General features: G+C 32.0%; 21 protein-coding genes. 7 read left to right on the forward strand and 14 right to left on the reverse strand.

The window, feature by feature from the left end; genetic code table 11:
* Nucleotides 1-86 precede the first annotated feature (86 nt).
* The 4 genes from infB to RSC72_RS01070 all read right to left on the reverse strand — a co-directional run bounded on the left by infB (nt 87) and on the right by RSC72_RS01070 (nt 5,585).
* Nucleotides 87-3,206, reverse strand: a complete 3,120-nt coding sequence (gene infB, locus RSC72_RS01055) for a translation initiation factor IF-2 (RefSeq protein ID WP_332544047.1) — start codon at nt 3,204-3,206, stop codon at nt 87-89.
* 69 nt (nt 3,207-3,275) lie between these two features.
* Entirely contained in the window at nt 3,276-4,511 is a 1,236-nt protein-coding gene (nusA, locus tag RSC72_RS01060; RefSeq protein WP_332544048.1) for a transcription termination factor NusA, read from the reverse strand.
* 14 nt (nt 4,512-4,525) lie between these two features.
* Entirely contained in the window at nt 4,526-4,987 is a 462-nt protein-coding gene (gene rimP / locus RSC72_RS01065; RefSeq protein ID WP_332544049.1) for a ribosome assembly cofactor RimP, read from the reverse strand.
* A 112-nt stretch (nt 4,988-5,099) separates the two neighbouring features.
* Nucleotides 5,100-5,585 carry a DUF456 domain-containing protein gene (locus RSC72_RS01070; RefSeq protein ID WP_332544050.1) on the reverse strand — a complete coding sequence of 162 codons (486 nt, stop codon included), beginning with the start codon at nt 5,583-5,585 and terminating at the stop codon, nt 5,100-5,102.
* A 58-nt stretch (nt 5,586-5,643) separates the two neighbouring features.
* On the opposite strand from RSC72_RS01070, the gene RSC72_RS01075 reads away from it, so the two are divergent.
* From RSC72_RS01075 to RSC72_RS01085, 3 genes are read left to right on the forward strand one after another with little or no spacing between them, the layout of a single operon-like run.
* A complete protein-coding gene (locus tag RSC72_RS01075; protein WP_332544051.1) occupies nt 5,644-6,915 on the forward strand; it encodes a mechanosensitive ion channel family protein in 1,272 nt (423 codons plus the stop codon).
* A gap of 10 nt (nt 6,916-6,925) precedes the next feature.
* Nucleotides 6,926-7,651 carry a pyridoxine 5'-phosphate synthase gene (locus RSC72_RS01080; RefSeq protein WP_332544052.1) on the forward strand — a complete coding sequence of 242 codons (726 nt, stop codon included), beginning with the start codon at nt 6,926-6,928 and terminating at the stop codon, nt 7,649-7,651.
* Nucleotides 7,652-7,654: 3 nt separating this feature from the next.
* On the forward strand, nt 7,655-8,431 hold the full coding sequence (locus tag RSC72_RS01085; protein ID WP_332565977.1) for an alpha/beta fold hydrolase: 777 nt from the start codon (nt 7,655-7,657) through the stop codon (nt 8,429-8,431).
* A gap of 40 nt (nt 8,432-8,471) precedes the next feature.
* Here the strand turns inward: RSC72_RS01085 and RSC72_RS01090 are convergent, their stop codons facing one another.
* Nucleotides 8,472-9,440 carry an ABC transporter ATP-binding protein gene (locus RSC72_RS01090; RefSeq protein ID WP_332565978.1) on the reverse strand — a complete coding sequence of 323 codons (969 nt, stop codon included), beginning with the start codon at nt 9,438-9,440 and terminating at the stop codon, nt 8,472-8,474.
* 139 nt (nt 9,441-9,579) lie between these two features.
* Between RSC72_RS01090 and RSC72_RS01095 the strand changes: the two genes are divergently transcribed.
* Nucleotides 9,580-10,260, forward strand: coding sequence for a YceI family protein (locus RSC72_RS01095; protein WP_332544055.1), 681 nt, complete (start codon nt 9,580-9,582; stop codon nt 10,258-10,260).
* 158 nt (nt 10,261-10,418) lie between these two features.
* A complete protein-coding gene (locus tag RSC72_RS01100) occupies nt 10,419-10,937 on the forward strand; it encodes a hypothetical protein (protein ID WP_332544056.1) in 519 nt (172 codons plus the stop codon).
* A gap of 44 nt (nt 10,938-10,981) precedes the next feature.
* Here RSC72_RS01100 and RSC72_RS01105 read toward each other — a convergent pair whose 3' ends face one another.
* The 5 genes from RSC72_RS01105 to gldB form a co-directional block, all read right to left on the reverse strand.
* Nucleotides 10,982-11,365 (reverse strand): DUF423 domain-containing protein, encoded by a 384-nt coding sequence (locus RSC72_RS01105; RefSeq protein ID WP_332544057.1) that lies wholly within the window; start codon nt 11,363-11,365, stop codon nt 10,982-10,984.
* Between the two features lie 16 nt (nt 11,366-11,381).
* Entirely contained in the window at nt 11,382-12,053 is a 672-nt protein-coding gene (tsaB, locus tag RSC72_RS01110; RefSeq protein WP_332544058.1) for a tRNA (adenosine(37)-N6)-threonylcarbamoyltransferase complex dimerization subunit type 1 TsaB, read from the reverse strand.
* 161 nt (nt 12,054-12,214) lie between these two features.
* A complete protein-coding gene (locus tag RSC72_RS01115) occupies nt 12,215-13,537 on the reverse strand; it encodes a TolC family protein (RefSeq protein ID WP_332544059.1) in 1,323 nt (440 codons plus the stop codon).
* Between the two features lie 98 nt (nt 13,538-13,635).
* Nucleotides 13,636-13,962: a gliding motility protein GldC gene (gene gldC / locus RSC72_RS01120; RefSeq protein ID WP_332544060.1), complete on the reverse strand. Its 327-nt coding sequence runs from the start codon at nt 13,960-13,962 to the stop codon at nt 13,636-13,638.
* An 18-nt stretch (nt 13,963-13,980) separates the two neighbouring features.
* Nucleotides 13,981-15,030, reverse strand: coding sequence for a gliding motility lipoprotein GldB (gldB, locus tag RSC72_RS01125; protein WP_332544061.1), 1,050 nt, complete (start codon nt 15,028-15,030; stop codon nt 13,981-13,983).
* Nucleotides 15,031-15,161: 131 nt separating this feature from the next.
* Between gldB and nadE the strand changes: the two genes are divergently transcribed.
* Both nadE and RSC72_RS01135 read left to right on the forward strand, forming a co-directional pair.
* Complete coding sequence (gene nadE / locus RSC72_RS01130) at nt 15,162-15,959, forward strand: NAD(+) synthase (RefSeq protein WP_332544062.1); 798 nt, start codon at nt 15,162-15,164, stop codon at nt 15,957-15,959.
* Nucleotides 15,960-16,070: 111 nt separating this feature from the next.
* Complete coding sequence (locus RSC72_RS01135) at nt 16,071-17,231, forward strand: DUF4932 domain-containing protein (RefSeq protein WP_332565979.1); 1,161 nt, start codon at nt 16,071-16,073, stop codon at nt 17,229-17,231.
* Between the two features lie 33 nt (nt 17,232-17,264).
* Here the strand turns inward: RSC72_RS01135 and RSC72_RS01140 are convergent, their stop codons facing one another.
* The 4 genes from RSC72_RS01140 to ruvA are packed head-to-tail and all read right to left on the reverse strand — an operon-like array spanning nt 17,265 to nt 25,835.
* Nucleotides 17,265-17,645, reverse strand: a complete 381-nt coding sequence (locus RSC72_RS01140; RefSeq protein ID WP_332544064.1) for a VanZ family protein — start codon at nt 17,643-17,645, stop codon at nt 17,265-17,267.
* Nucleotides 17,638-18,018 (reverse strand): glycine cleavage system protein GcvH, encoded by a 381-nt coding sequence (gene gcvH / locus RSC72_RS01145; protein ID WP_332544065.1) that lies wholly within the window; start codon nt 18,016-18,018, stop codon nt 17,638-17,640. The genes RSC72_RS01140 and gcvH overlap by 8 nt, the downstream gene beginning before the upstream one ends.
* Nucleotides 18,019-18,039: 21 nt before the next feature.
* Nucleotides 18,040-25,254, reverse strand: a complete 7,215-nt coding sequence (gene sov, locus RSC72_RS01150) for a T9SS outer membrane translocon Sov/SprA (protein ID WP_332578382.1) — start codon at nt 25,252-25,254, stop codon at nt 18,040-18,042.
* Entirely contained in the window at nt 25,254-25,835 is a 582-nt protein-coding gene (gene ruvA, locus RSC72_RS01155; protein ID WP_332544067.1) for a Holliday junction branch migration protein RuvA, read from the reverse strand. Before ruvA ends, sov begins: the two co-directional genes overlap by 1 nt.
* Nucleotides 25,836-25,866: the final 31 nt, after the last annotated feature.

Here is a 25,866-nt window from a genome sequence, read left to right on the forward strand (position 1 = left end):
TTTCACAAATAAAAAGACTTAATAAATTATTATTCATAAAAAAAAGGGACTCAATTGAGTCCCTTTTATATGTTATAAAATTAAATTTACTTTAATTTCTTTTTAACTTCGATAGTTTCGTAAGCTTCGATAATATCATTTTCTTTGATATCATTGAAGTTTTTGATGTTAAGACCACATTCGTAACCTTTAGAAACTTCTTTCACGTCATCTTTGAAACGTTTTAATGAAGCTAACTCACCTTCGTGAATTACAACACCATCACGAATAATACGGATTTTAGAGTTTCTGTAAACTTTACCATCTAATACCATACATCCTGCAATTGTTCCAACTTTCGTTACTTTGAATGTTTCACGAACTTCGATATTACCTGTAACTTGCTCTTTCAACTCTGGAGATAACATACCTTCCATCGCTTCTTTCACCTCATCGATTGCAGCATAGATAATAGAATATGTTCTAATCTCTACTTCTTCTTTATCCGCAATATCACGAGCAGAAACACCTGGACGAACATTAAATCCGATAATGATTGCATCAGAAGCAGAAGCTAATAATACGTCAGATTCTGTAATTTGTCCAACACCTTTATGTAAGATGTTAACGATAATTTCTTCGTTAGAAAGTTTTTGTAATGAGTCTGTTAATGCTTCAACAGAACCATCCACATCTCCTTTCAAGATAATATTTAATTCTTTGAAATCTCCTAAAGCGATACGACGTCCAATCTCATCAAGTGTAATATGTTTCTGTGTACGAATAGTTTGCTCACGTTGTAATTGATCTCTACGAGATGCAATTTGTTTCGCTTCGCGTTCGTCTTCGTAAACTTTGAATTTATCACCTGCTGTTGGCGCTCCGTCTAAACCTAATACTGTAACTGGTGTAGATGGACCTGCAACTTTTACATTGTTTCCACGCTCATCTAACATCGCACGTACTTTACCGTGGTGAGATCCTGCTAATACATAATCTCCGATGGCTAATGTACCCGTTTGTACAATAATTGTAGATACATATCCACGTCCTTTGTCTAATGCAGCTTCTACAACTGTACCAGATGCTTTACGATTTGGATTTGCTTTAAGATCTAATACTTCAGCTTCTAATAAAACTTTTTCTAATAAATCCTCAACTCCTAAACCAGATTTTGCAGAAATTTCTTGAGATTGGTATGTTCCACCCCAATCTTCTACCAAGATATTCATTTGAGCTAATTGCTCTTTTACTTTTTCTGGATTAGCTCCTTGTTTATCAATTTTATTGATTGCAAATACCATTGGTACACCCGCAGCTTGTGCGTGAGAAATTGCTTCTCTTGTTTGTGGCATGATTTGATCATCAGCAGCAATCACAATAATTGCGATATCTGTTACTTGAGCACCACGAGCACGCATTGCTGTAAAGGCCTCGTGACCTGGAGTATCTAAGAATGCTACACGTTTACCGCTAGGTAATGTTACGTTATATGCACCAATATGTTGTGTGATACCTCCTGATTCACCAGCGATTACGTTAGCTTTACGAACATAATCTAATAATGATGTTTTACCGTGATCCACGTGTCCCATTACTGTTACGATTGGCGCACGAGTTACTAAATCTTCTGGGCTATCAACTACTTCTTCTTCAGTAGAAATTTCTTCTTCAGCACTTTCAAATACAGCTTCAAATCCAAAATCATCTGCTACTAATTGAATTGTATCAGCTTCTAGACGTTGGTTCATGGTAACCATGATTCCTAAAGACATACAAGCAGAAATTACTTCTGTTACAGAAACATCCATTAAAGAAGCTAATTCGTTTACAGTAACAAATTCTGTTACGTGTAACGTTTTATCTTTATCCATCGCTTCTTGCTCTAATTCAGCATATTCACGACGTTGATTACGTTTGTCTCTTCTATGTTTTGCACTTTTCGCTCCCTTACCTTTATTTGTAAGTTTGTCTAAAGTGTCTTTAATTTGTTTTTTAACATCTTCGTCAGAAAGTTCTGCTGGAGGTACACGTTGTCCACCTCTGTAGTTTGTTATCGGACGATTGTTTCCTGTTCCTGGGCGATTGTTATTTCCTCCAGGTCTGTTGTTTCCTCCAGGTCTGTTATTACCAGCTCCTGCTCCACCACCTTGACGGTTGTTATTATTACCTCCTTGGTGATTATTGTTTCCACCTTGACGGTTGTTATTACCTCCTTGGTGATTTGTATTACCTCCTTGACGGTTGTTATTTGTGTTATCTCCAGTTTTTGCTACATCTTCTGGCTTAACATTTTTCTGAATACGTTTGCGCTTCTTCTTGTCAGCTGCACTATTCCCACCTTTTTGGTTTCCTTTTGGCTCTGGTTTTTTCTTATCAAATTTCGATAAGTCAATTTTAGCTCCAGTAAAATTAGGACCATCTAATTTGGTATAAACAGTCTCTATTTTCTGAGTCTCAGGCGCTACTTCTTCTATTTCTTCTTTCTTCACTTCAGGCTTCGCTTCCAATTTTGTTTCAGGCTTTATCACCTCTTCAACCTTTTTAGGTTCTTCTTTCTTCACCTCTTTTTTAACTTCCACCTTTGGTGCTTCAGCCTTTTTAGGTTCTGCTTGCTCTTTTTTAGGAGCCGGAGAATCTTGTTTTTTAGGTTTACTCGTATTATTTATTTTATCAAGATCAATTACTTTTATCACCTTAGGACCTTTTGTTTCCTTAGGTAATTCTGGACTCTTCTCCTCAACTTTTGCTATAGGAGCTTCCTCTTTTTTAATTTCTTGTTTCTTAACTTCTTCTTCCTTAGCTGAAGTTTTTTCAACTTTAGCTTTTGGTTTTAAAGCATCTAAATCTATTTTACCAACAGTTTTAGGACCTTCCAATTCAACTTTCGTCGTTTGTGTAATTTCTGGTTTTTCTACAGCTACAGGTTTTTCTGTAATTGTAGGTTTCTCTATAACAACAGGTTTTTCAGCTGCCGCTTTTGCATCTGCTTCTTTCTTTTCTGCTGCTTTGATATCAGAAATTTTGTTAATGACTACTTCACCGGAAGCTTGCTTTTGTTTCGCATCAGACCGGAACTCATTAACTAAAATATCATAAGTCGGCAAGTCGATTTTAGAGTTTGGGTTTTTTTCTACTGTTTTACCTTTGGCTTCTAAAAAATCAACAGCTCTATCTATTGATATATTTAATTCTTTTAATACTTTACTTAATCTTATTTCCGGCATATGAAACTAATCTCTTATTTTTATATAATGTTTTGCAAATTTACAAATTGTTTATGACTTGAGAATGAATTAATCTTCAAACTCTTCTTTTAAGACACGAATTACTTCTAAAATTGTTTCCTCTTCTAGGTCTGTTCGTTTTACTAAGTCATCTACATCTTGTTCTAAGATACTTTTTGCAGTATCTAATCCTATCGCGCTAAATGCGTCGATTACCCAAGAATCGATTTCGTCTGAGAATTCTCTTAATTCTACATCTTCATCTTGTACTCCTTCTCTAAAAATATCAATTTCCATTCCAACAAGTTTAGATGCCAAACGTACGTTATAACCACCTTTACCAATTGCTTTAGAAACTTCGTCTGCATTTACATGGACTAACGCTTTATTTCTTTCTTCGTCAATCTCTATATTTGCTATTTTAGCTGGGCTTAATGCACGTTGAATGTATAAGCTTTGGTTGTTTGTATAATTGATTACATCAATATTCTCGTTACGTAATTCGCGAACGATTGAATGAATACGAGAACCTTTCATACCCACACATGCTCCTACAGGATCAATACGGTCATCATAAGATTCTACTGCAACTTTTGCTTTATCTCCAGGGATACGAACTACATTTTTGATTGTAATTAATCCGTCTAAAATTTCTGGAATTTCTTGTTCAAATAATTTCTCTAAGAATTTTGGTGATGTTCTTGATAAAATAATTTGAGGTTTTGCTCCTCTTAATTTTACATCATCAACAATTGCACGCAATGTTTCTCCTTTTCTGAAAAAATCTGATGGTATTTGATTTTCTTTTGGTAAAATCATTTCATTTTGATCATCATCCATGATTATCACATGTTTGTGACGTACATAGTGAATTTCTCCTGAAACAACTTCTCCAATTAATCCTTTAAATTTTTCGTATAAGTTAGAGTTATCATGCTCCATAACTTTAGAAACCAATGTTTGGCGTAAAGTTAAAATGGCACGACGACCTAATGCTTCGATTGGAATTTTTTCCGAAACTTCTTCACCTACTTCAAAATCTGGTTCAATTTTACGTGCTTCAGCTAATTCGATATCTGTTGCATCGTCTTCAGAAAAACCGTCTTCTACAACAATACGGTTATGCCAAATTTCTAAATCTCCTTTGTCAGGATTTACAATAATGTCAAAGTTATCATCAGAACCATATTTCTTTTTCAATACACTTTTTAAGGCTTCTTCTAGGATAGCCATAAGTGTAATACGGTCGATATTCTTATCGTCTTTAAAATCTCCAAAAGACTCGATTAATGCAAGATTGTCCATTACATTTTAAATTTTTAAAAGGTGACTTTTATTATCGCTTTCTTAATGTCAGCGTACTTTATTTTTTCTTCTTTTTCTACTGTAATTTTACCTTTTCCTACTGGTTTTGGTTCGCGTGCTTCCCAAAAAAGGATTACACCTTCTTCATCTGCTTCAACAATTTCACCTTCTATCACTTTATCATTTAATGTTGCTTCTAGTGTACGACCAACATTTTTTGAGTATTGACGAGGCATTGTCAAATTACTACCAACACCAGGAGAAGAAACTTCTAGAGAAAAATCATCATCTTCACGATCAAGATTATTTTCTACGTAGCGGCTAATTCTTACAATTTCTTCAATTGGAACACCTTCGTCTCCGTCTACCAAAATAGATATTTTATTTTCTGGAGAGATTTTCCAATCGATAAGAAACAATGCCGGGTTTTCCGCGATTGCTTCTTCTATGAGCTGTTTTACTTTATCTGAATCCATATACAACGAAAAAGAGAGCTATAACCAGCCCTCCTCCTTTTACTTCCTTAAATTCTTTGCAAATATATGCCATTTTTTTTTATTGACCTAATTTCAATCATTTAATCTATAATTAATTCATTAATTGCCAAACAAAAATTCCTATAAAAATTAATGTCAGAATAATATCATAACCCGTTGTCAAAATAAATCCTGCAAAAGATCCAAAGGCAGATTTTAATGCCATTTTTGGTTCTGCTGCGCTAAAAGCTAATTCACCTAAAAATGCACCAATAAATGGTCCAACTATAAAACCTATTGGTGGGAAAAATAATCCGACAATTAATCCGACAATTGATCCCCAAATACCGTATTTGGTACCTCCTAGTTTTTTGGTCATATAAATTGGCAACAAATAATCTAACAAAGCACCTATTAATACAAATAATCCTGCAAGTATAATTGTTCCCCAACCATAGCTACAATCTCCACTAAATTTAAATACCAATAAACCTATTAAAGCCAATGGCGCACCAGGTAAAACAGGTAAAACTGTACCTATTAATCCGACTACAAGTAAAATTCCGCTAATGATATTTAGTACCGAATCGTTATCCATATTATTTCTATTTTTAAAAATGTAACTTTGTACAATAACAATTTTCTGCTTAAAATTTATGAAACTGCAAGTGCAAGATAAATCTTTTTATGAAGAATTTTCCGATGGTGTAAAATTTTTTTTCAATCAACAATTTAAAATTGATTTGTCCGAAAATCTTTTTACTTTTTTGGAAATAGTTGCTTGGATTGCAATCCTTTTTGTGATTGACTTTATTTTGAGAGCAATTATTTTTCCGATTCTTAAAAAAATGACGAAAATAACGCAAAATGATTGGTTTAATTTTTTGTACAAAAACAAAGTATTTACATCAGCCATTCATCTTATACCGATAAGTTTCGCATTAAGTATGAATATTCTTTTGTTCAAAGATGATGGAAGTGTTTTCCATACTGTTCAAAAAATAACACAACTTATCACACTTATCGTTTTTACACAATTGATTTTTCGATTCATCAATACTATAATCGATGTTTACAACGAAGAAAACAGTTATACGACAATTGGTGTACGAACGTTTGGTCAGATGTTAAAATTTATCATTACATTTTTTTCTATTCTTTCTGGGATAATGATTCTTTTTACAGTCGATCAGAATACAATTATCACTGTTTTAGGAGCATTAACGGCTGCTGTTTTATTAATTTTTCGTGATGCTATTTTTGGATTTGTTTCTGGTTTACAAATTTCCTATTCAAAAATTGTAAAAGTTGGCGATTGGATCACCATTTCCAAAGGCGACATAGAAGGAATAGTAAAAGAAATTAACATCAACTTAGTGAAAATAGAAAAGTTTGATAAATCTATTGCAACTGTACCAACTGTAGATTTGGTTTCATCGCAAGTAACCAATCACATGCCGATGATGGAGACTGGAACGCGACAAATTAAACGTTCTATTTCGTTTAACGTGAATTCGTTTAAGTTTTGTGATGAAGAAATGTTAAATCAATTTGAAAAAATAACTTTAATCAATCAATATATTCTTTCTAAACGAGAAGAAATTAATCTTTATAATCAAAATGTAACCAATTCTGAAATTGACATTAATGGTAGAAATCTTACTAATATTGGTGTGTTTAGAATTTATGTTGAAAATTATTTGAAGAGTTTAAAAACAATTTCTCAAAATGATTCAATTATCGTAAAACAACTTCCAGTTTCACCGCTAGGAATGCCTTTAGAAATTGGGTGTTTTACAACGACTTCGAGTAGTTTAGAATTTGAACGAATTCAATCCGATATTTTCGATCATTTATTAACTGCTTGTCGTAAATTTGAGTTAGAAATTATGCAATCAATTTCATTATCAGATATCAAAAATTTATAATACAAAAACAATGACCAAATTAAGTGTTAATATAAATAAAATTGCCACTATACGTAATGCGCGTGGTGGAAATACACCAAATTTAGTAGAAGCTGCTATAAAAATTCAAGAATTTGGTGGACAAGGAATTACTATTCATCCACGTCCAGACGAGCGTCATATTCGTTACCAAGATGTGTATGATTTGAAACCTGTTGTTACAACAGAATTTAATATAGAAGGTAAACCAGTTGATAGTTTTATGGAATTGGTTTTAAAATCAAAACCAGAACAAGTAACCTTGGTTCCTGATGCTGAAGATGCTATAACATCTAACGCTGGTTGGGATACAATAAAGCATTTTGATTATTTGACAGAAGTAATCAAAACATTTAAAGAAGCAGGAATCAGAACTTCTATTTTCTTAGATCCGAATCCAGCTTTAATAGAATCGGCAGCAAAAACTGGTGCAGATAGAATAGAATTGTACACAGAAGAATTTGCGACACAATATGGTTTAGGAAATTCGGCAGCGATCAATCCATACAAAGAAACTACTAAATTGGCTTTAGCAAATGGATTAGGTGTAAATGCTGGACATGATTTAAGTTTAAAAAATATTGAATATTTTATTCACGAGATTCCAGAAATTGCAGAAGTTTCTATTGGACATGCATTAATCTCTGAAGCTTTATATTTAGGTTTGGAGAATACAATACAAACTTATTTACGTAAAATAGAATTGGCTAATCTTTAGAAAATGACAGAAATCTTACACAGTAAAATTGTAGGTTCGGGCGAAAAACATTTGTTAGTTTTTCATGGTTTGTTTGGTCAATTGGACAATTGGAACACCATAGGAAAATATTTTGGCGAATATTTTACAACTCACCTTATCGATTTACGAAATCATGGACGAAGCTTCCATAGCGATGATTCTTCTTTAGCCGCTATGACGCAGGATATTGTAAATTATTTAGATGCAAATAACATAGAAAAAGCTCATCTTTTAGGACATTCTTTGGGTGGACGAATTGTGATTGATTTTGCAATGATTCATCAAGATAGATTAGATCATTTGATTGTAGCTGATATGGCACCAAAAGCGTATCAACCACATCATAATGCAATTTTCAAGGCATTAAAATCTGTTGATTTTAACGAAATAGAATCTCGAAAAGATGTCGAAACAATTTTAAGTCAATATATTCCTGAAGTCGGTGTTCGTCAATTTTTACTAAAAAATGTTTACAATGCAGAAAATGGTAAATATGCGTTTCGATTTAATTTGCCTGTTTTAGACAAATTTTATCAAGAGATGATTGGTACTGAATTGTTACATGGCGAATTTGATGGTCCAACATTATTTTTGGGTGGAGCTAATTCTAATTACATTTTACCAGAAGATGAAATGTTGATAAAAGAACGTTTTCCAAATGCGGAAATCAAAAAAATTGCAAATGCAGGACATTGGATTCATGCCGAAAACCCAAAAGATTTTACAACAGAAATTTTAGAGTTTCTACTGAATAAATAACTAAAAGCCAATCAAATGATTGGCTTTTAATTTCTATTTTTTATATAACGGAATATGATTTTAAATCAAAATTAATATTTGTTCCTTTTTCTAGTTTAGCATCAAAATATGCATATAATTCTAGATCTTGGTAACTAAAATTTATCAAATAATCTCTTCCCTGAAATTTTGTTTCGATAACTTTCCCACTAAAATTTCCATTTGTAGAAATCTTAATTTCTTCGGGATAAATAACAACTGAAGTCGTTGTATGGATAGATAATTTTTTAGACTCTTCACTTCTCAACACATTCACATAACCAAATAATCGAGCAGCATACTCATTCTTCGGAAATTTTCTGACATTTTCGATTTCATCAAATTGAATCATATTTCCATTTTCAAGAACTAAAATTTTATCTGAAGTATAAAATGCATCACTCAAATCGTGAGTTGTAAAAATTACTGTAATTTGATGTGTTCTACACCAATTCATAATTTTTTCTCGAATAGATAATTTTAAAGTTTGATCAAGATTAGAAAAAGGTTCATCTAACAACAAAACCGCTGGTTCTTGAGCCAAAGCGCGCGCTAAGGAAACACGTTGCCGTTGACCTCCACTTAATTTATTTGGAAAAATGTGTTTAAAATGTTTTAATTCTACCACATCCAAAGCCTCATCAATATTTTTTTGTTTGAGCGCTAAATCAAAATTACTTAAGAATTTTCCGACATTTTCACCAACCGTCACAAAATCTAATAAATCATAATCTTGCGCCACATATTTCATCATCTTATGCCCTGGAATCAGGTTGTACAATGGCCCTTTTAGTTTTTTATCTCCATATTTTATTTCTCCATCATTAAAATCTAACAAACCGTAAATCAACTTCAATAAAGTTGATTTACCACTTCCACTCTCACCTATTACACTAATTACCTCTCCCTTTTGTACCTCGAAATTTATATTCGTTAATACATTTTCTTCAAATCCTGGGTAGTTATAATTAAGATTATCAATCTTTAGCACAATTGAATAAATTTTTATTATTTTTGGTTAAAGATATTTAGAATTATTCAAAATGATTTTAATATTTATTTCATTAATTGATATAAGTCAATATAAACTATCAATTTAAGTTATAATTTTGTCTCAAATAAAAAACAATATGAAAAAATTATTTTTAGGCCTAGCCGTTGTTTCTGCTGTTGCATTAACATCTTGTGGTGGAAATACAGAAACTGTAAAAACAACAGAAGCACAAGAAGGTGCTACATCTACAGAAGGTGCTGTGGATTATAATGTAGATACTACAACATCTGTTGTAAACTGGAAAGGTGGAAAAACTTTTGACGATATCAACAAACCTGAAGAAGGACATTACGGTATTGTAAAATTAAAAGAAGGAACTGTAAAAGTAAATAACGGTGTTTTAGAAGCTGGTAAATTTGTTGCAGATTTTACATCTTTTGAATCTAAAGATTTAGATGCTGATGCAGAAAGCAAAGGAAAATTAGATGGACACTTAAAATCAGCTGATTTTTTAGATGTTGAAAAATTCCCAACAGCTACTTTCGAAATTACTGCTGTAAAACCAGTTGAAGGTGGAGATTATAATTCTGAAGTTTCTGGAAACTTAGATTTCCGTGGAACACCTAAAAATGTAACTTTTAAAGCTAACGTAACAGTTGACGCGAATGGAGTAACAATTAAATCTGAAGAATTCGGTATCAACCGTAAAGATTTCGGAATTGCTTTCACTGGTGGAGGTGGATCTATCGTAAAAGACGAAGTTTTATTACAAGTAGATTTAACAGCTAAACCAGCTACTGCTGAAGTTGCAAAATAATACGTTTTTATCTTATAAATACAAAGCCATACATGCAAATGTGTGGCTTTTTTTGGCGATATATAAAAAAAATGCATTTCTTCGTCATTTTTTTTATGAAAATTAAATGAACTTAATTATATTCGTACTCATAATTAATAACATACATTAACTAAACAATGAAAACAATTAAGTTCTTCCATTCGGACGAAACATTGAATTACAAAATTGAAAGATCATTATGCAAAGTCGTTTTTCAAGGAAATAAAAAATGTTTATTGGTAGAAATCCATTCCAATGATGACTTAGAACATGTAGAAGGAGACTCATTACAAAATGAATTTCCTCAACTTTCTCTTTTTATCGACGATTTTCCTTTAGATGTAGAATCTGTCGAACAATTAACGGGTAAAAAAGTGTCTATACCATACGGTTTTGCGGAAGAAGAAGATGAAGAAGGTGAACTTGTAGAGGTTTATTACACTTCTTTAAATGTTTCTGAAGACGATTACGAAACAGTAAACAACGAACTAAATTTTAGTGTTAACGACAAAGGTATTTTAACCCTAAATTGGAAAGGAGAAGTACAAGATTTTACACAAAACACAGAAGGTGATATTCCTTTTGAAATAGAATGTACTTTCGAAGAATTTGAATTTAACGAAGATGAATTTGAAGAAATAATAAAACCAAAATAACTAAAAACGGCGCTGAAATCAGCGCCGTTTTTAATTTATAATAATTATCTACCTTTCATAAAAATCCAAGCCAATAATCCCCATCCTACAACCATCAACAAACCACCAAGTGGTGTAATTGGTCCTAAAAACTTGAGATTTGCACCCCAATGATCCGCAAATGATAATAAATAAACACTTACAGAAAACACAAAAGTTCCCAAAATAAGACACCAAGCAGCAGAACGCTCTAAACTTTTATCGAACTGAAAATACATACCAATAGCTAATAATGCAATTGCATGATACATTTGGTAACGTACACCAACCTCAAAACTTGCTAATTTTTCGTCTGGTAAAAATTTCTTGAACGCATGAGCACCAAATGCTCCTAAAATAATTGCAATCATTCCGTACAAAGATGCAATTGTCAAAACAAGATTTTTCATGTTATTTCTTTTTTATTTATTCAGTTTTCTTTTTTCCTGCCACAAAATCTTTCAGATAATAAGGCTCAAAATACGCAACATCTTCAAACTGTTTTTCTTCAAATCGTTTTTCAGCCTGTTCGCACATATATTTCGCCGAAGGAAAAATTTGTACAAATGTTGCATCCAAATGCGCCAAAACTTCTTGACATTTCTCCGCACCATCACCTACAAAAACAATCTTTTTTCCTTTCAATTCCTCAAAAGAAGTCTCATCAATCACTTTTGCTTCAGTATCTGTTAACTGATTTCCATTCGTATCAAATTGCGCCGTATACACTTCCATTCTACGCGCATCAATCATTGGGATTATCAAATCAAAACCTTTATTAATCTGCATTTCAGCTAATATCTGTAAAGAATTTATTGCCAACAACGGAAGATTCAAACCAAATGCAAAACCTTTTGCTGACGAAACGCCTATGCGTAAGCCTGTATACGAACCTGGTCCTTTGGAAACACAGATTGCATCCAAATCATTCAACGTAATTTCAGCGCCGTCGATACACCAGTCTATAAACTGATTTAGTTTTTCGCCGTGTGCAAAACTTTCTTCATTTTCCTCAACCAAACACAGTTGTACACCATCTTTAGCAATCGAAACCGAACAATTTTTTGTTGAAGTTTCTATATTTAAGATTGTTGCCATAAATGCAAATATACATCACGAAAATTAGATGAATTGTGTTTGTGTAGATGATTTTTATTTGGGCGTTCGAACGGGCTATTCATTTCAATCTTTTTTGTAGAAAAAAAGTCTACAAAAAAGGATTTCCATTACTATCCCTAACGCAAATTGTATCATGAAATTTATTTTTCGTCCAACGTAATTGGAACACCTGCGTAGAAATCTAGCACTTTTTGTTTAAAAATGTAGTTATATTTTGCTTGTAACATTTGCGATTCCGAAACCATCATATCATTACGAGAACGGTTAAAATCATACAAATTGATTACACCTGCATTGTAAGATTTCTGAGCAAAATCATACGAAATTTTCGCATATTTTACGGCTTCTTTAGACGAATCGTAAGATGCAAAAGAACTATTTACTTCGAAATAGGCCGATTGTACATTTTTTTGAATTTCTTGTTTGGATTGCAAAAGGTTAACCTGAGCTAAATCTTGGTTAATCAATGCTTTTTGTATATTAATTTTATACGAATATTGATTCCAAATCGGAATAACAACATTTACTCCAAAAACACCCGTTACATTGTGACCTAACTGAGTAAACAAAGCATCTTGTTGCAATCGTTTGTTAAAATATTGCATATAATTTGTTCCTAAATTAAAACTTCCTGTCACTTTAGGAAACAACGAAGTTCTTGCAATTTCTGTAGATTTTGCTGCAGATTCTATTTGTAGTTCTGCATATTTTACAGCCGGCTGAGAGTTATAAGCTATTTCTAAAACATCTTCTAAGTTGTACAATTGCGAGTTAATATTCTCTGGTAATTTAACGTCTACAATTCTAAAATTTCTGTAGTCTGCTAACTGTAACAACATCGCCAAATTAAACAAAGCACGCTCTATTTCTATCTGTGTATTTACAACTTCTCTTGTATTAGACGCTACTTCTGCTTCTGCTTGCGCAACAATAGATTGTGCAATAGTACCAGCTTTAAACTTTTTACGATTTTGATCTAACAATTGTTTCGAAATATCTAAATTACCAACTGCTACTTGTTTCAATTCTTTGTTCAGTAAAACTGCTAAATAGAAATTCGCAATCTGTAATGAAATATCATTCACCGTGATTTCGGTCTGTACTTTAGCTGCTTTTAGGTCTATATCAGCTTTATCTTTGTTCAGTTGCACAACACCTCCATTATAGATATTGATACTAGATTGCGCTCCAAATGAGTGCCCAAATTGATAATATCCTTTCTCTATAACTGGATTATAAGTACCAATTGTAAAATTGGTGTCTACATAACCAGAAACAGTTGGCAACCAAGCATTGTACATCAACTCTTTGTCTTTATTAAAAAGTTCTTCGTTGATTTTATTTTGCTGAACCGTCAAGTTATTTTTATTTGCATACATAATGCATTGCTCAATTGTCCAATCTTCTTGGGCAAAAGAATAAATTGATCCTAAAAATGTTAATGCAAATAATAGACGTTTCATATAATCGTTTAGTCAGAAAAATTAAAGATATAAAATAAGTCGAATTTCTATAACAAATGTTACGAAATTCGACTTAAAATATTGAAATATTAATTTATTTAATCTTTTATTTTTGAAGCTACTGCAAATTCTTCTGCAAATGCAGCAATTCTTGTTGCAACTTCTTCTTCGTCTGTCGCTCTAAGATAAGAACTTGACATAGAAATTAAGATTTGATGAAAAAAGCGTTTCATATCATCTTGCGTCATATCTTTTGTCCATAAATCAATGCGTAAAGCTTCTTTAGATTTATCGTCCCAAACAGATAATAACATTGCTTTAGTTTCTTCATGACTAATTCCACCATCTGGTGCATTCCAAGTCATTTTTTCTGGTACGTTATTTTCATCTAACTCGATGTCAACTGAAATATTTGTTGTTCTCATATAATTCTATTCTTACTATTATTTTATAAAATGATACGTTTCTCCATTGATGGATTTCGTAGTATAATTTGTTGCGTTATCTCCTTCTAAAGCTGGCTTATATTTAGATTCTTTAAATATTTTTTGCCCATCCATATCTTCTAACAACGTTTTAAGCTCTACTTTTGGATTCTCTTTAAGATATTGTCTTATAATTTGCCAACCAATCCAAGCAGCGATTCTACCTGGCGATTCTTGCTCTATTTCATTATTAAATTTAGAAAAAGGTGCAACACTCAAAAATCGTTTTTGTAACGAAGCGTCTGTACTAAAAACATAATTTTGCTCAACAAAAAAGTTCCAAATCTGACCTTCATTCGCTATACACCATTGTATTTGTTGAGGTGTGTAACCCATTTTATATTCATCGGGTGTTTCTGTTAATAAAGCATCTTGCAAAATTAATTTCTTCCCTTCATAAATCATCTTATCTATAAATTGTTGATTTCTTGGACTGAACGTTACAATATTATTTGCAATTGCATCTACAGTTTGTGCTGGTAAACGATTAATATCCATATTTGCACGCATATATCGTTCTACACCAATACTATCATACAATTTACTTTTTGGTCCAAGGTAAGCATCCATCGCAATAAACATCAAACCTGCTTGTTGGCTATACATCACAGGATAATCTAAATTTTGTAAACCCGAAGAATAGGTATAAATAGTTGGTAGTTTATGTTCAGGAAAATAATATTGGTAACGCTGAAACATTGGCGTTAATATGCTATTTAATTGACTAAAATCTCCAAATACTTTCTTAGATTGACCATAAATAGTTAGCTCCGTTTTTTCGCGGCGTTGTTTTTCCCACGTTTCATCGGGTGTTTTATCATCAAAAAAGAATGGATAATTTTGGCGTAAAGTTGTTAATGGAATTGAGTCATTAAAAAAATCTGCACTAATGTCCTGTATTTTTAATTTTACTGTTTGTTCTTTAACATCTACATCCCAAGTTTTCTCTTTTTTACACGCTGTAAATAAAATTAAACTCGCAAAAGCCAAGCTATATACAAATTTCATTGTTTGGTTATTTAGCAAACAAAAGTAGGAAATAATCTGTAGAGTTTTGCACTTTAAAATTTTGAATGATTAATCGAATATAGAAAAGCATTTTTTGAGATTATACTTATATTTGAGATAAAATAAAGATTATGCAAACGGAAAAAGTTGTACAATATATTGTTTCTTGGTTGAAGGATTATCTAGAAACTTCGCACCAAAAAGGATTTGTAATTGGAATTTCGGGTGGAATAGATTCTGCTGTAACCTCAACACTTTGTGCGATGACGGGTTATCCGTTATTAAATCTTGAAATGCCAATTCATCAAGCAGAAAACCAAGCCGATCGTGCAAAAAAACATATTGAGTGGTTAAAAAATAATTTTACATCACCAATAGATTCTATAGAAATCGATTTGACTGCGACTTTTGATACGATGAATGCTGCTTTACCAAAAACTGAAACTACAGATAAAGTAAATTTGGCGTTGGCAAATACACGTGCGCGCTTGCGTATGACGACTTTGTATTATTTTGCAGGTTTGCACAATTACTTAGTTGCAGGAACTGGAAATAAAGTAGAAGATTTTGGTGTTGGTTTTTACACAAAATATGGTGATGGTGGTGTAGATCTTAGTCCGATTGCGGATTTGATGAAGTCTGAAGTGTATAAAATTGCGGAATTTTTAGGTATTAATACAGACATACAAAAAGCAAAACCTACGGACGGTTTGTTTGGTGATGATCGTTCTGATGAAGATCAATTAGGAGCAAATTATGATGAGTTAGAATGGGCAATGAAAGCAAAAGAAGCTGGACATAATGCAGACGAATTTTCGGGTAGAGAAAAAGAAGTTTTCGAAATTTTCTCGAGATTGAATCGTATTAACCAACACAAAATGATTCCTATTCCGGTTTGTGATATTCCAGAGGAATTGATGAAGCGATAAGCAATATTATTTTTTATAAATAGAATACGATTTAAAAAGCAAGCGAGAGTTTGCTTTTTTATTAAAAAATATTTCAAATTAAATTTTCTAACTAAAAAACAATGATATATAATGACAATTAAATTCAACTACAAAATGAAAAACATATCCCTTATATTAATCTTTCTAATTATTAGTATTTCAGTTAATGCTCAAAAATTAAAGAAAGTAAATTTTGATAACAATTTTAAAAAAGAACATCAAGGAAAATCAAATGTTGAAATTAATGAAGTAAAAGAACTTTTACATATTATGATTGCAATAACAGATGCGGGTCTTGGAAATGATGATATGATAAATCAATCAACCCCTTATTACCAAGAACTTTTAAAGCATTTTAAACCTTTCAAAGATGAATCTATTATTATTAAATTTGATTCTTTAATAAAAGCTAATCCTTTAAATTATATTTTTTTAACAGGTAATGCTATTTCATACGACTTTAAAAGAAATAAATTAATTAAAGATAAAAACTACATTTTTCCAGCTCAAAGCGTATCTTCTCATACTACAATAAAAGAGAATCCAATTACAACTTATAAAAATGAATTAGAAAGATTTGCCGAAAAGTCTGATTTTAGAAAATTTTATCGAAATTCAAAAAAATATTATGATGAAGTAATAAATGACTATAATACACAAGCAAATATTGACAAACAATGGAAGTGGTTAGAAAATAATTTTGAAACGAAAGTAAATAATTATGTAATCATGTGTTCTCCTTTAATAGGTGGATTAAATTATACTACAAGCTATGAAGATAATGATTTTACTCAAATATTTTTAGTAGTACCACCTATCTCTAATTTAGAAAATTTATCTGATATTAATAAAATTATTACTAATACCCGACCAATATTTACAGAAATTGACCACAATTACATTGGGAAACCTACTGATAAATATGAAAAAATAATAAATGAAGCATTAAAAACTAGAGAAATTTGGGTAAAAACTGATAAGTATGGTACAAAATATTATCCAAACCCTAAAAAAATTTTTGATGAATACATGACGTGGTCTATCTATATATTATACATTATGGATTATTTTAAAGACAATAAAGCTGCGTTTGATTATGCTTATAATGATATTAATTCAGTAATGATTGATAGAGGTTTTATCAAAATAAAAGAATTTAATGATACATTAATAGAGCTTAGAAAAAATAATCCAAATAATAAAATCGAAGAGTTATATCCAGAATTAATTGAATGGTGTAAAACGCAATAATACAATACATAGAAAACAGAAAACTCAGTAATGCTACTGAGTTTTTTTATATTGTAAATAATAAGTTACAAGGATGTATGCAATTGTGATTCCTGATAAGTTTGCCATGAGGTCTACAAAATCAAAACTTCGGTGTAAAAAAGTTAAAGTTCCTTGTAAAATCTCAATCAGAAAACTGATCAAGAAAGGAAAAATAATTAATCGAATATCAAAAATTTTGTAGGTCAAAAACAATAAAATTGTCATTAAACCAAACATACCGAAATGCACAACTTTATCTAAATTATCAATCTCAAAAAAGATTTCTAATTGTCTTATTTTACTAAGTCTTGTAAAGTTTTCTTGCGGAAGTAGCGTTAGATAAAACACCAACGCTACATACGCATAAAATATTATTTGTTTTGTCTTATGCACCGATTAAATCTCCGTAAGCTGCAGCATCTAATAAAGCTTCTACTTGAGCTACATCTTCTACTTTTACTTTAATAATCCACCCTTTTCCGTAAGGATCAGTGTTGATTAATTCTGGCTCACCTTCTAAATCTGTGTTAAATTCTACGATTTCTCCACTAATTGGCATAAACAAATCTGAAACTGTTTTTACAGCTTCTACTGTTCCAAAAACTTCTTCTTGTCCTAAAGTTTCTCCTTCAGTTTCTACATCAACGTAAACGATGTCTCCTAACTCTCCTTGTGCAAATGCTGTAATACCAATTGTAGCAACGTCACCTTCTAACGAAATCCACTCGTGATCTTTACTGTACTTTAAATTGTTTGGAATGCTCATAATTGTTTTGTTTTATTGTTTTTAATTTCCGAATGTAAATGTAGCACTAAATCCGGCACGAATTTGAGAAATTGGAAAAGCTGTTGAAATTTTATATTCACTCATCATCTGATCCCAATAGAATCTCAAATTTAGACTTTTGCTTACATTATAATCTGCTGTTAATTTAAATGTTACTATTCTTTGACCTCCTGTAATTTGAGAATCTCCGTTAATATCTGTTGGTGTTGTTGGATTTAATGGATCATCATAAGTATAAATAATTTTTCTGATGACTGTTTGATTGTCACGTAACGAGAAATCTCCACGAATATTTAAATCTCCTTTTACCGTTTTCTGATTTCCTTGATAACGAATCTTCATTTTAAAGTCCTTGAAAATATAACCAAATCCAAGAATAAATTCTGATCCATAATCTTCAGAAAAAGTATAGTTTGTTGTACTTAACGAAATCATACGATCGCGGTTATATTGCGCACGTACTTGCATACTGTTACGGAATGTTAAGTCTACTCCTAATAATGGAGAAAAAGACTCTATCATTGTAACTGCACCATATAAGTTTCGAGTATATAAATTTCCGTTCAAATCTGTTCCTGTTACACTTCCTCCAGCAACCACACCAGCATCTAACATATAATTTGGATTAGATTGTACGCCCGTAACCGTGTATGTAGAATTGTATGCACTCGAAATTTCTACATTATCAAAATATTTATTAATAATTGGAATTGATTTTAAGCCTGTATACGTAATTCTCCAGTTCGGGATTGGAATTGCACGGTTGTATCCTAATTTAGAAGAACCTGCATCTTTACCTTCTATTGCCGAAACAAATGCTGGTAAAAGTACGTCCGAACTTTTATCGCTAAACCCTTTAAAATATCCTAGACCATCTATTAATTTTACAATATCCTCATCTTTAACATTGTTTAATCGTGCATTAGCTCTTCCTAATCGTCCAGAAATTATTTTTGTATTTGCTATAAATTGATTAAAAATTGCATCTCCATCTGTAAATGCAGTTTTAAAACTTACGGTTGATATATTAAGATTTGTTAATTCGTCTATGTATTGATTTTTGAATCTAAATTTATCACCAACCCCGTCGTATTGATTGAAACTTGTGTGGTATAAACGATGATCTTTCATGCGTTTTGCATTCAAATCAATTCGTAAATCTGGAATTGGCTCAATCAAAGCTGTTGCATTAAAATCTGATCCTTTTGTTATTTGATATGGATCTGTCATTAACTCATCTCCAACAACTAATCCGTTTTCTACCATCTGACGTTTTATATCAAATTGAGTTCCGTATACAAATCCTAAAGATGGACCATTTTTACCATCTACACCAAAGAAACCTGGTTCGTATAATAATCCTGGAACTACTGCACCATTACGTTGATTGAATGTGAAATTCGCTCTTTTTAATGATGATAAAACCATCCAACCATAATCTTTTGCTGTAAACTTGTTTTTGAATTTATATGCTGATTTTTTATTACGACGATTTTTCTTCGCGAATAATTCTGTATAAACGTTGTTTAAAGAATCTATCTCTGCACGACGTCCTTTCAAAATAGAATCGAAACGTTTGTATCCTTTAAATTCTGGATAAAATTTCGTAAAATCTAAATCTCCTATTAAATTAACCGAATTAGAATTTTGTCCTGTTCCTCTTCCTAAATCAACTGATCTTCCATCAACTTCGAAATTTCTGTATGCTGTAGAAGAAGCCATCCAATTGTAATTTGACGTAAATCCTACTTCCATATTAATCCAATTTAAATACGGGAAGAATTTTAAAGGCAACTTATAATTAATCTGAAATTGTTGATCATATTGTACTGGACGACCTATTGTAAATAGATTTTGCCAAATTAAACCTTGATTTGCTTGTTGAAAAGTTGTACCATCATTCAACGTCATTGTAGATGATGTCAAATCTAATCGCAATGATTTTGTTAGATCAAATCCTAAATTATATTGCCAATTGAACAAGAAATTATTACTGTACGTTGGACGAATAAGTGATGATCCACTTCCGCCAAGATACTGGCTTATATCGCGATATTGTCTTTCGCTATATGTACGCGCTACTTCTGTTCTAAAAGAAAAACGTGTTGGTAATGGATTAATATTAAACTCGCGAATAAATTGTAAATATTTACTAGACTCTTCTCCTGGTTGTACTTTTCTCCATTTTTTGAATGGTTCGTACGATTTTCCTCTAAAGCCGTAATTATAATTTACAGATGCTCGTAATTGTTGATTAACGTTGTATTGTGTGTAAATATCACGGTAATAATTATCCGAATACATCATCGAAACTGAGAAGTTTGATGGATCGTAAAAACGAGTTGGATTATTATTGTTTGATGATCTTACTTTTCTTACGTTATTAAATGCAAAACTTTTGAATTGTGTATATGTACGTACAACCTTTTCTAATTCTGCTTTGTTTGGCGCTTCATCAAAAATAATATCATTGTCTAATGGATTATATTTTGGATCGACAAAACTTTCTTGAATCGTAAAATTGAACGGAACTTCCATTCCCCATTTCTTTGGTAAGAATTTATCTAATTTTACTTCTGCATTTAAAGCATATTGTAACGATTCGTCTTGATTACGTCCCGCTGGTCCTTGATCTAAAGCTCCAAAACCAACCGAACTTGTACTACCCGAAACTTGTACATTTGCAAAATCTCCTAAATTAAATTGAATATTTGCAGCGGCTGCATAACCTCCTTTGTTATCAATCTCACTTAGGCGCAATTCGTTTACCCAAAGTAATACTTCTTTGTCTGACGAACCAGATGTATTACGAACTCCAATCATAATTGACGATACATTTCCTAATGTTGGTCGTCCTTTTACATAAACTGTTTTGTTTGGATTTTCGGCATCAAACGGGAAGTTATAACGTTGTAATGTACTAAAACCTTCTGAATCTCTTTGTTTTTTAGCATCTGTAAATAAATCAGTTGTTAAATTAATAAAGTTATCATCAGGCCAAATTGAGCTTTCTGTTCTTGCACTTTCTGGCGTATATTTTAATGGCATTTCGTATTCGTAGTAGTTGTCTGTGTAATCGCTACCTAAACGAATAAATAATTTTGTACCATTATCAATTTCATTACTTGTTTTATTCAGTAAGTTTTGAGCAGATACAAACATTTCTAATTTTTTGTATCGACGCAAATCTAAATTCGTATTCTTAAAAATTGCTTTCGATGTACTTCCTCGCTTAAATTTAGCTTTCAATGTCATCGAAGCTTCATTTTGAGACTGATATCCCGATGCACCTTGTGTTTGCTCTCGGTAAACACCTGGTGGTATTTTGTATGGCGGACTATCTGTATTGTTACGCTCTATACTTACTTCTCCGATCTCTAAATCGTCTATATTTTCATCTTCTTTGGCACCTTCTTGGTTACTAACGATTAAAGGATAAATATTTTTTGGATATCTTCTCCATTCAGATCTTACTAAATCAAATGTACCAAAACGAAGTGTTGTTTCTTGTTCGAAACCACGCATTACAACACGCATAAATCGCGCAGCTGTTAATACACTTTCTGCTTGAGAGATAGAAGTAGTATTATTTAATTCTTCTACACCATCACCATCAATATCTAAATCAAAATTATCAACTGGAATACGAACTTGATACCATTTTACTTTTTTCTTCGATTTATCAGGAAATTCTCCATCAACTTCTTTTCTCGCTACAATAAATTTATTGTCTTGATCTTCTAAACTTTGTTTATTGATTTTTAGCGTATACTGATTATAATTTTCTGTTTGATCTAAATTATAATCACCATTTATATCCTCTACATCTGGTATTAAAGATGAAGCGTTAAGTGGATTATCTGTTGAGTTATTTCCCTGTGGATTTCTAAAGAAACGGTAACGATCTTGTACTGTATTTCCGATAGATGCTCCTCTAAAGCGCTCATCTAAAAAGAATACATAATTATCATTCGCAGGATCTAATTCTCCTGTAATCAAGTTATTTGTCGAAAGACCGTATAAGGCTGCTTCTTCAGAATCATTTAAACCATTAAAACCTAAATCTTGTTGTTTACGTGCAGCACCTTCGGTATCAAATGCATATAAAATAGGATTTAATTGTGGTTGTTTTCCCCAATTAGTTGCTGTCGTAGTAGCTCCATTTGCAGAATGTGGCATTCCATTTTCATACATCATTTCACCATCTTTCAATACATCTTCAGAAACGTTTCCTAAATGTACCAAAAGTTCTCCATCTCCTCCATCACCATCAGCATAAGGATCCATCATCCAAAACTCTATGTATTCTACGTTAGAATCTTTGAAGTTAGATACTGATATTGGACGCATCATTGCTCCCCAATTCTTTGTATCTGTAGAATTTGGATTAACATTATAAGGACCTCTTTCTTCTGGATAAAAAGTCATGTCTAATGTACTGATATAAGAATTTGTACCAGCCATAACATCACGTTGATCAAAAAGCTCTTTTAATTTTACACGACGTGCTTTATGGTTAGACATTTGCTGATCTGTTAATGGTGAGCTACCTCCTAAACCATAAAAACGAGGATCAATTGTATACCAAGAAAGCATTTTACGACCGTTGTTAAAACTTAGGTCGTTATTTTTCATTCCATTTGGGAAAAATGGGTGATTACTATTTGGATAACCTGCTGGTTTACCTGGAGTAGAACCAAATTTCCATGATCCGATGTCTAATAAGCTGATACGAGATTGTGCTTCTTCGAAATCATCTATATACGAATAACCACTTGTTACTTTGTTGATTCCTGGCATTAAATAAGCCGCTTCTGCCTGAACACTAATGTTCGACATTTGATCTGTTTTAATTCCCGGAATTTTATTTGTTAAACGAGTTAACCACTCAGCTTCTGAGTTATATTGTGTATTAAGTCCGAAAATTGTATTGTTTACAGGTTCCGAACCAAATTGTGTTTTTTGCGTTACTGGACGTTCTTGGTAATTGATTAATGTACCACCTAACATAAATTTATCGCTAAACTTATGCTCGACATTAACTCCCATGAAACGTTTTTTCTGAAGATTAAATGTTGATTGATTTTCTAAACTAACATTGATTGATGCTCCAGAATTTTTAAGTTGTTCGTTGATTATTTTTACACGTCCCAACTGATAATCTACCGTATAATCTACACCTTCTGTTAAAGTTGCTCCACCAGAAGTTACTTTTACAGAACCTTGTGGTACGTTAAACGCTCCCAAAGGAATACCGTCTGTTACAGTTCCTTTGTATCGTCCTTCTAATGTATATCTATTCGCTAATTTTTCTCCAGATAAAGTATTTGGTAATTGCTTATATATTTGATTAAAAATATATTCAGGATTTTGTCCTTTTAATTTACCATCTAAATATTTACCAAAAGGTTCTACCGTTGTAAAAACAATATTTCCTCTTTCTGTATCAATTGTTATACCTGGTTGAAAATCGAATAATCCATCTCCTTTTACTCCGTCAGGACTTTGTTGTAACTGCCCATTCGAGTTCAATCTATCCATGTTTAAAGCTTGGATTAAGGATTGATTTGAAATTGCCGAATTAGGAAGATAATTTAAAGTTCCCGAAGAGTTTTCGCTGTTGTCTTTAAAATTAACATTCAACATAAAATCTTCACTCGAAACACCATAAGCATTTAACGAGTAAATATTTTTCATCATCAAATTCCACATTGGCGAAGCTACATTAACTGCCGAATTTGGTTTGATTAATTTTGCAATAAGTGGTCCTGAATTTGTATCAGACATTTGACCAACTTGGTAAACTTTTGTTGGGTCGCTACTTAATGAATATTGAAATGATACTGCTAATAAATCTTCACCATCAACCAAAGGTGTATTTAACGAAACGTATCCTAATTTTGGATAAAATGTAAATTCAGAAGGATCAAGTTTTCTAACATTTTCGTTTACAACAAAATTTTCTCCATCTTGAAATTGTTGATTATCGAAAGAATAACCATTCAAGAAGTTTCTTGCTTGACTTATACTTTGAAAATCTTCTTTAACTAGGTTTCCGTATAATTGATTATTTCCGTTATTAGGAATAGAATTACTTTCTGCAATATCTCTTACAGCAATAACAGAACGTCTGTTTGGTTGATTTCCTCCTGATTTATCAATTTTCCAAACTTCAACGCGTGTAATATTAATTTTACTGTTAATTGCTGGATAATTAGCTAAAGAAGTATCATAATTGTCTCGAAAATATTGTCCTAAGAAAAAGTGTCGGTTATATTCGTATTTTTCTGCTGCAACTTTAAAATCTGTCATTACACCACCGCCTTGTACAACTATATTTTTTGCCTCCGAACGTTGTTCCGAGAATACTGCTGTTACATTTGTACGACCAAATTTTAAATCTGTTCTAACTCCAAAAAGAGATTGCGCACCAGTAATTAATGATGTGCTTAACGGCATAGAGATATTTCCTAACTCTATATTTTGTAAAATATCATCTTCGCCTCCGAAAGGATCAGATTTATTACCCAATGCTTTTCTCCATTGTAGTTTCATTTGATTCTCAAAACCAAAACCAGCTTGAGTATCATAATTTACTTTCATTTGGAGATTTTCACCTACTTTTCCCAAAATACTCATCTGCATACGTTGGTTAAGATCCATTGTAAGCGTTTGACGGTTTTGTGGTAAAAGCATCGGATTATCTATCTTTTGTAAGAAAACGCCTAAATCTAAATTAACGTAACCTTGTGGAATCAATTGAATTTCTGATCCTCCGAAAATGGTTTCGAATGCTTTAGATTTTACACGGAAACTTGGTAAAATACTTCCTTCTTTTTTCTGTTCTTTATCACCAAAACGTTGCTCACGGTAAAACTGATCGTTTGTTTGTGATTTTGTTCGGAAATAACTTTTCATATCTTGATTCTGTACCAGAGTAAGATATTCTTGTCGAGTTAAATAAATTGGATCAGAGACTAAACTTGTTCCAATTTGGGGATATAAGATATATTGACGCGTAATTGCATCATATTGAACATCGTATTTTACTTGATTATCTAAAAATAACCCACCTTTCTGATCTCGGATAGGAAACTTTAGTGTATCGTTTTCTTGCGCCATAGCATCGCTTCCTATTCCCATTGCAAAAAGGAAACATAAAGCGGCTATAGTAGAGCCTTTACGAATAGATTTTGGTTCGCGGTGAATCTTCATTAAATTTTCTTCAAGGTTTCTTTTACTAAGAATTCCACATCTGCGTTTGGCGAATCTTGTAAGATTTTGTCCATGATTTTTTCTGCAGATTTTTTAGGAATTCCTAAAACTTCTAAAGCAGATAACGCTTCATTCTTAGATTTATTTTTAACCGACCCTGAATTAACATCTTGAATTAAGTTTTGATCCAATTTATCTTTCAAATCAATAATGATTCTTTGCGCTGTTTTTGCTCCAATTCCTTTTACGCTTTGCAATACTTTTACGTCTTCTGTTGCAATTGCTGTTGCAATTTCTTTGGAAGAAAGTGTAGAAATCATCATCATTCCCGAAGCTGGACCAACTCCGTTAACACTAATTAATTTCTGAAAAATTTCTCGTTCTAATTTTGTTGCAAATCCATAAAGTAAATGTGCATCTTCACGAACAATTAAATGTGTAAAAATTGTAACGGCTTCTTCGTGTTCTAAAGTTGAATATGTATTGAGAGAAATATTGACCCAATATCCTACACCATTGCAATCTATTACAGCATTTGTTGGATAAATTTCAATTAATTTACCTCGTAATTGTGTTATCATTTTGACGTTTATTTAGTTACATCACATAAAG

The organism is Algoriella sp. (assembly GCF_036647415.1).
Taxonomy (GTDB): Bacteria; Bacteroidota; Bacteroidia; order Flavobacteriales; family Weeksellaceae; genus Empedobacter.

Coding starts and splice junctions, on each gene's coding strand:
- infB (WP_332544047.1), bottom strand. CDS start 3,206: ATGCCGGAAATAAGATTAAGTAAAGTATTAAAAGAATTAAATATATCA.
- nusA (WP_332544048.1), bottom strand. CDS start 4,511: ATGGACAATCTTGCATTAATCGAGTCTTTTGGAGATTTTAAAGACGAT.
- rimP (WP_332544049.1), bottom strand. CDS start 4,987: ATGGATTCAGATAAAGTAAAACAGCTCATAGAAGAAGCAATCGCGGAA.
- RSC72_RS01070 (WP_332544050.1), bottom strand. CDS start 5,585: ATGGATAACGATTCGGTACTAAATATCATTAGCGGAATTTTACTTGTA.
- RSC72_RS01075 (WP_332544051.1), top strand. CDS start 5,644: ATGAAACTGCAAGTGCAAGATAAATCTTTTTATGAAGAATTTTCCGAT.
- RSC72_RS01080 (WP_332544052.1), top strand. CDS start 6,926: ATGACCAAATTAAGTGTTAATATAAATAAAATTGCCACTATACGTAAT.
- RSC72_RS01085 (WP_332565977.1), top strand. CDS start 7,655: ATGACAGAAATCTTACACAGTAAAATTGTAGGTTCGGGCGAAAAACAT.
- RSC72_RS01095 (WP_332544055.1), top strand. CDS start 9,580: ATGAAAAAATTATTTTTAGGCCTAGCCGTTGTTTCTGCTGTTGCATTA.
- RSC72_RS01100 (WP_332544056.1), top strand. CDS start 10,419: ATGAAAACAATTAAGTTCTTCCATTCGGACGAAACATTGAATTACAAA.
- RSC72_RS01105 (WP_332544057.1), bottom strand. CDS start 11,365: ATGAAAAATCTTGTTTTGACAATTGCATCTTTGTACGGAATGATTGCA.
- tsaB (WP_332544058.1), bottom strand. CDS start 12,053: ATGGCAACAATCTTAAATATAGAAACTTCAACAAAAAATTGTTCGGTT.
- RSC72_RS01115 (WP_332544059.1), bottom strand. CDS start 13,537: ATGAAACGTCTATTATTTGCATTAACATTTTTAGGATCAATTTATTCT.
- gldC (WP_332544060.1), bottom strand. CDS start 13,962: ATGAGAACAACAAATATTTCAGTTGACATCGAGTTAGATGAAAATAAC.
- gldB (WP_332544061.1), bottom strand. CDS start 15,030: ATGAAATTTGTATATAGCTTGGCTTTTGCGAGTTTAATTTTATTTACA.
- nadE (WP_332544062.1), top strand. CDS start 15,162: ATGCAAACGGAAAAAGTTGTACAATATATTGTTTCTTGGTTGAAGGAT.
- RSC72_RS01135 (WP_332565979.1), top strand. CDS start 16,071: ATGACAATTAAATTCAACTACAAAATGAAAAACATATCCCTTATATTA.
- gcvH (WP_332544065.1), bottom strand. CDS start 18,018: ATGAGCATTCCAAACAATTTAAAGTACAGTAAAGATCACGAGTGGATT.
- sov (WP_332578382.1), bottom strand. CDS start 25,254: ATGAAGATTCACCGCGAACCAAAATCTATTCGTAAAGGCTCTACTATA.
- ruvA (WP_332544067.1), bottom strand. CDS start 25,835: ATGATAACACAATTACGAGGTAAATTAATTGAAATTTATCCAACAAAT.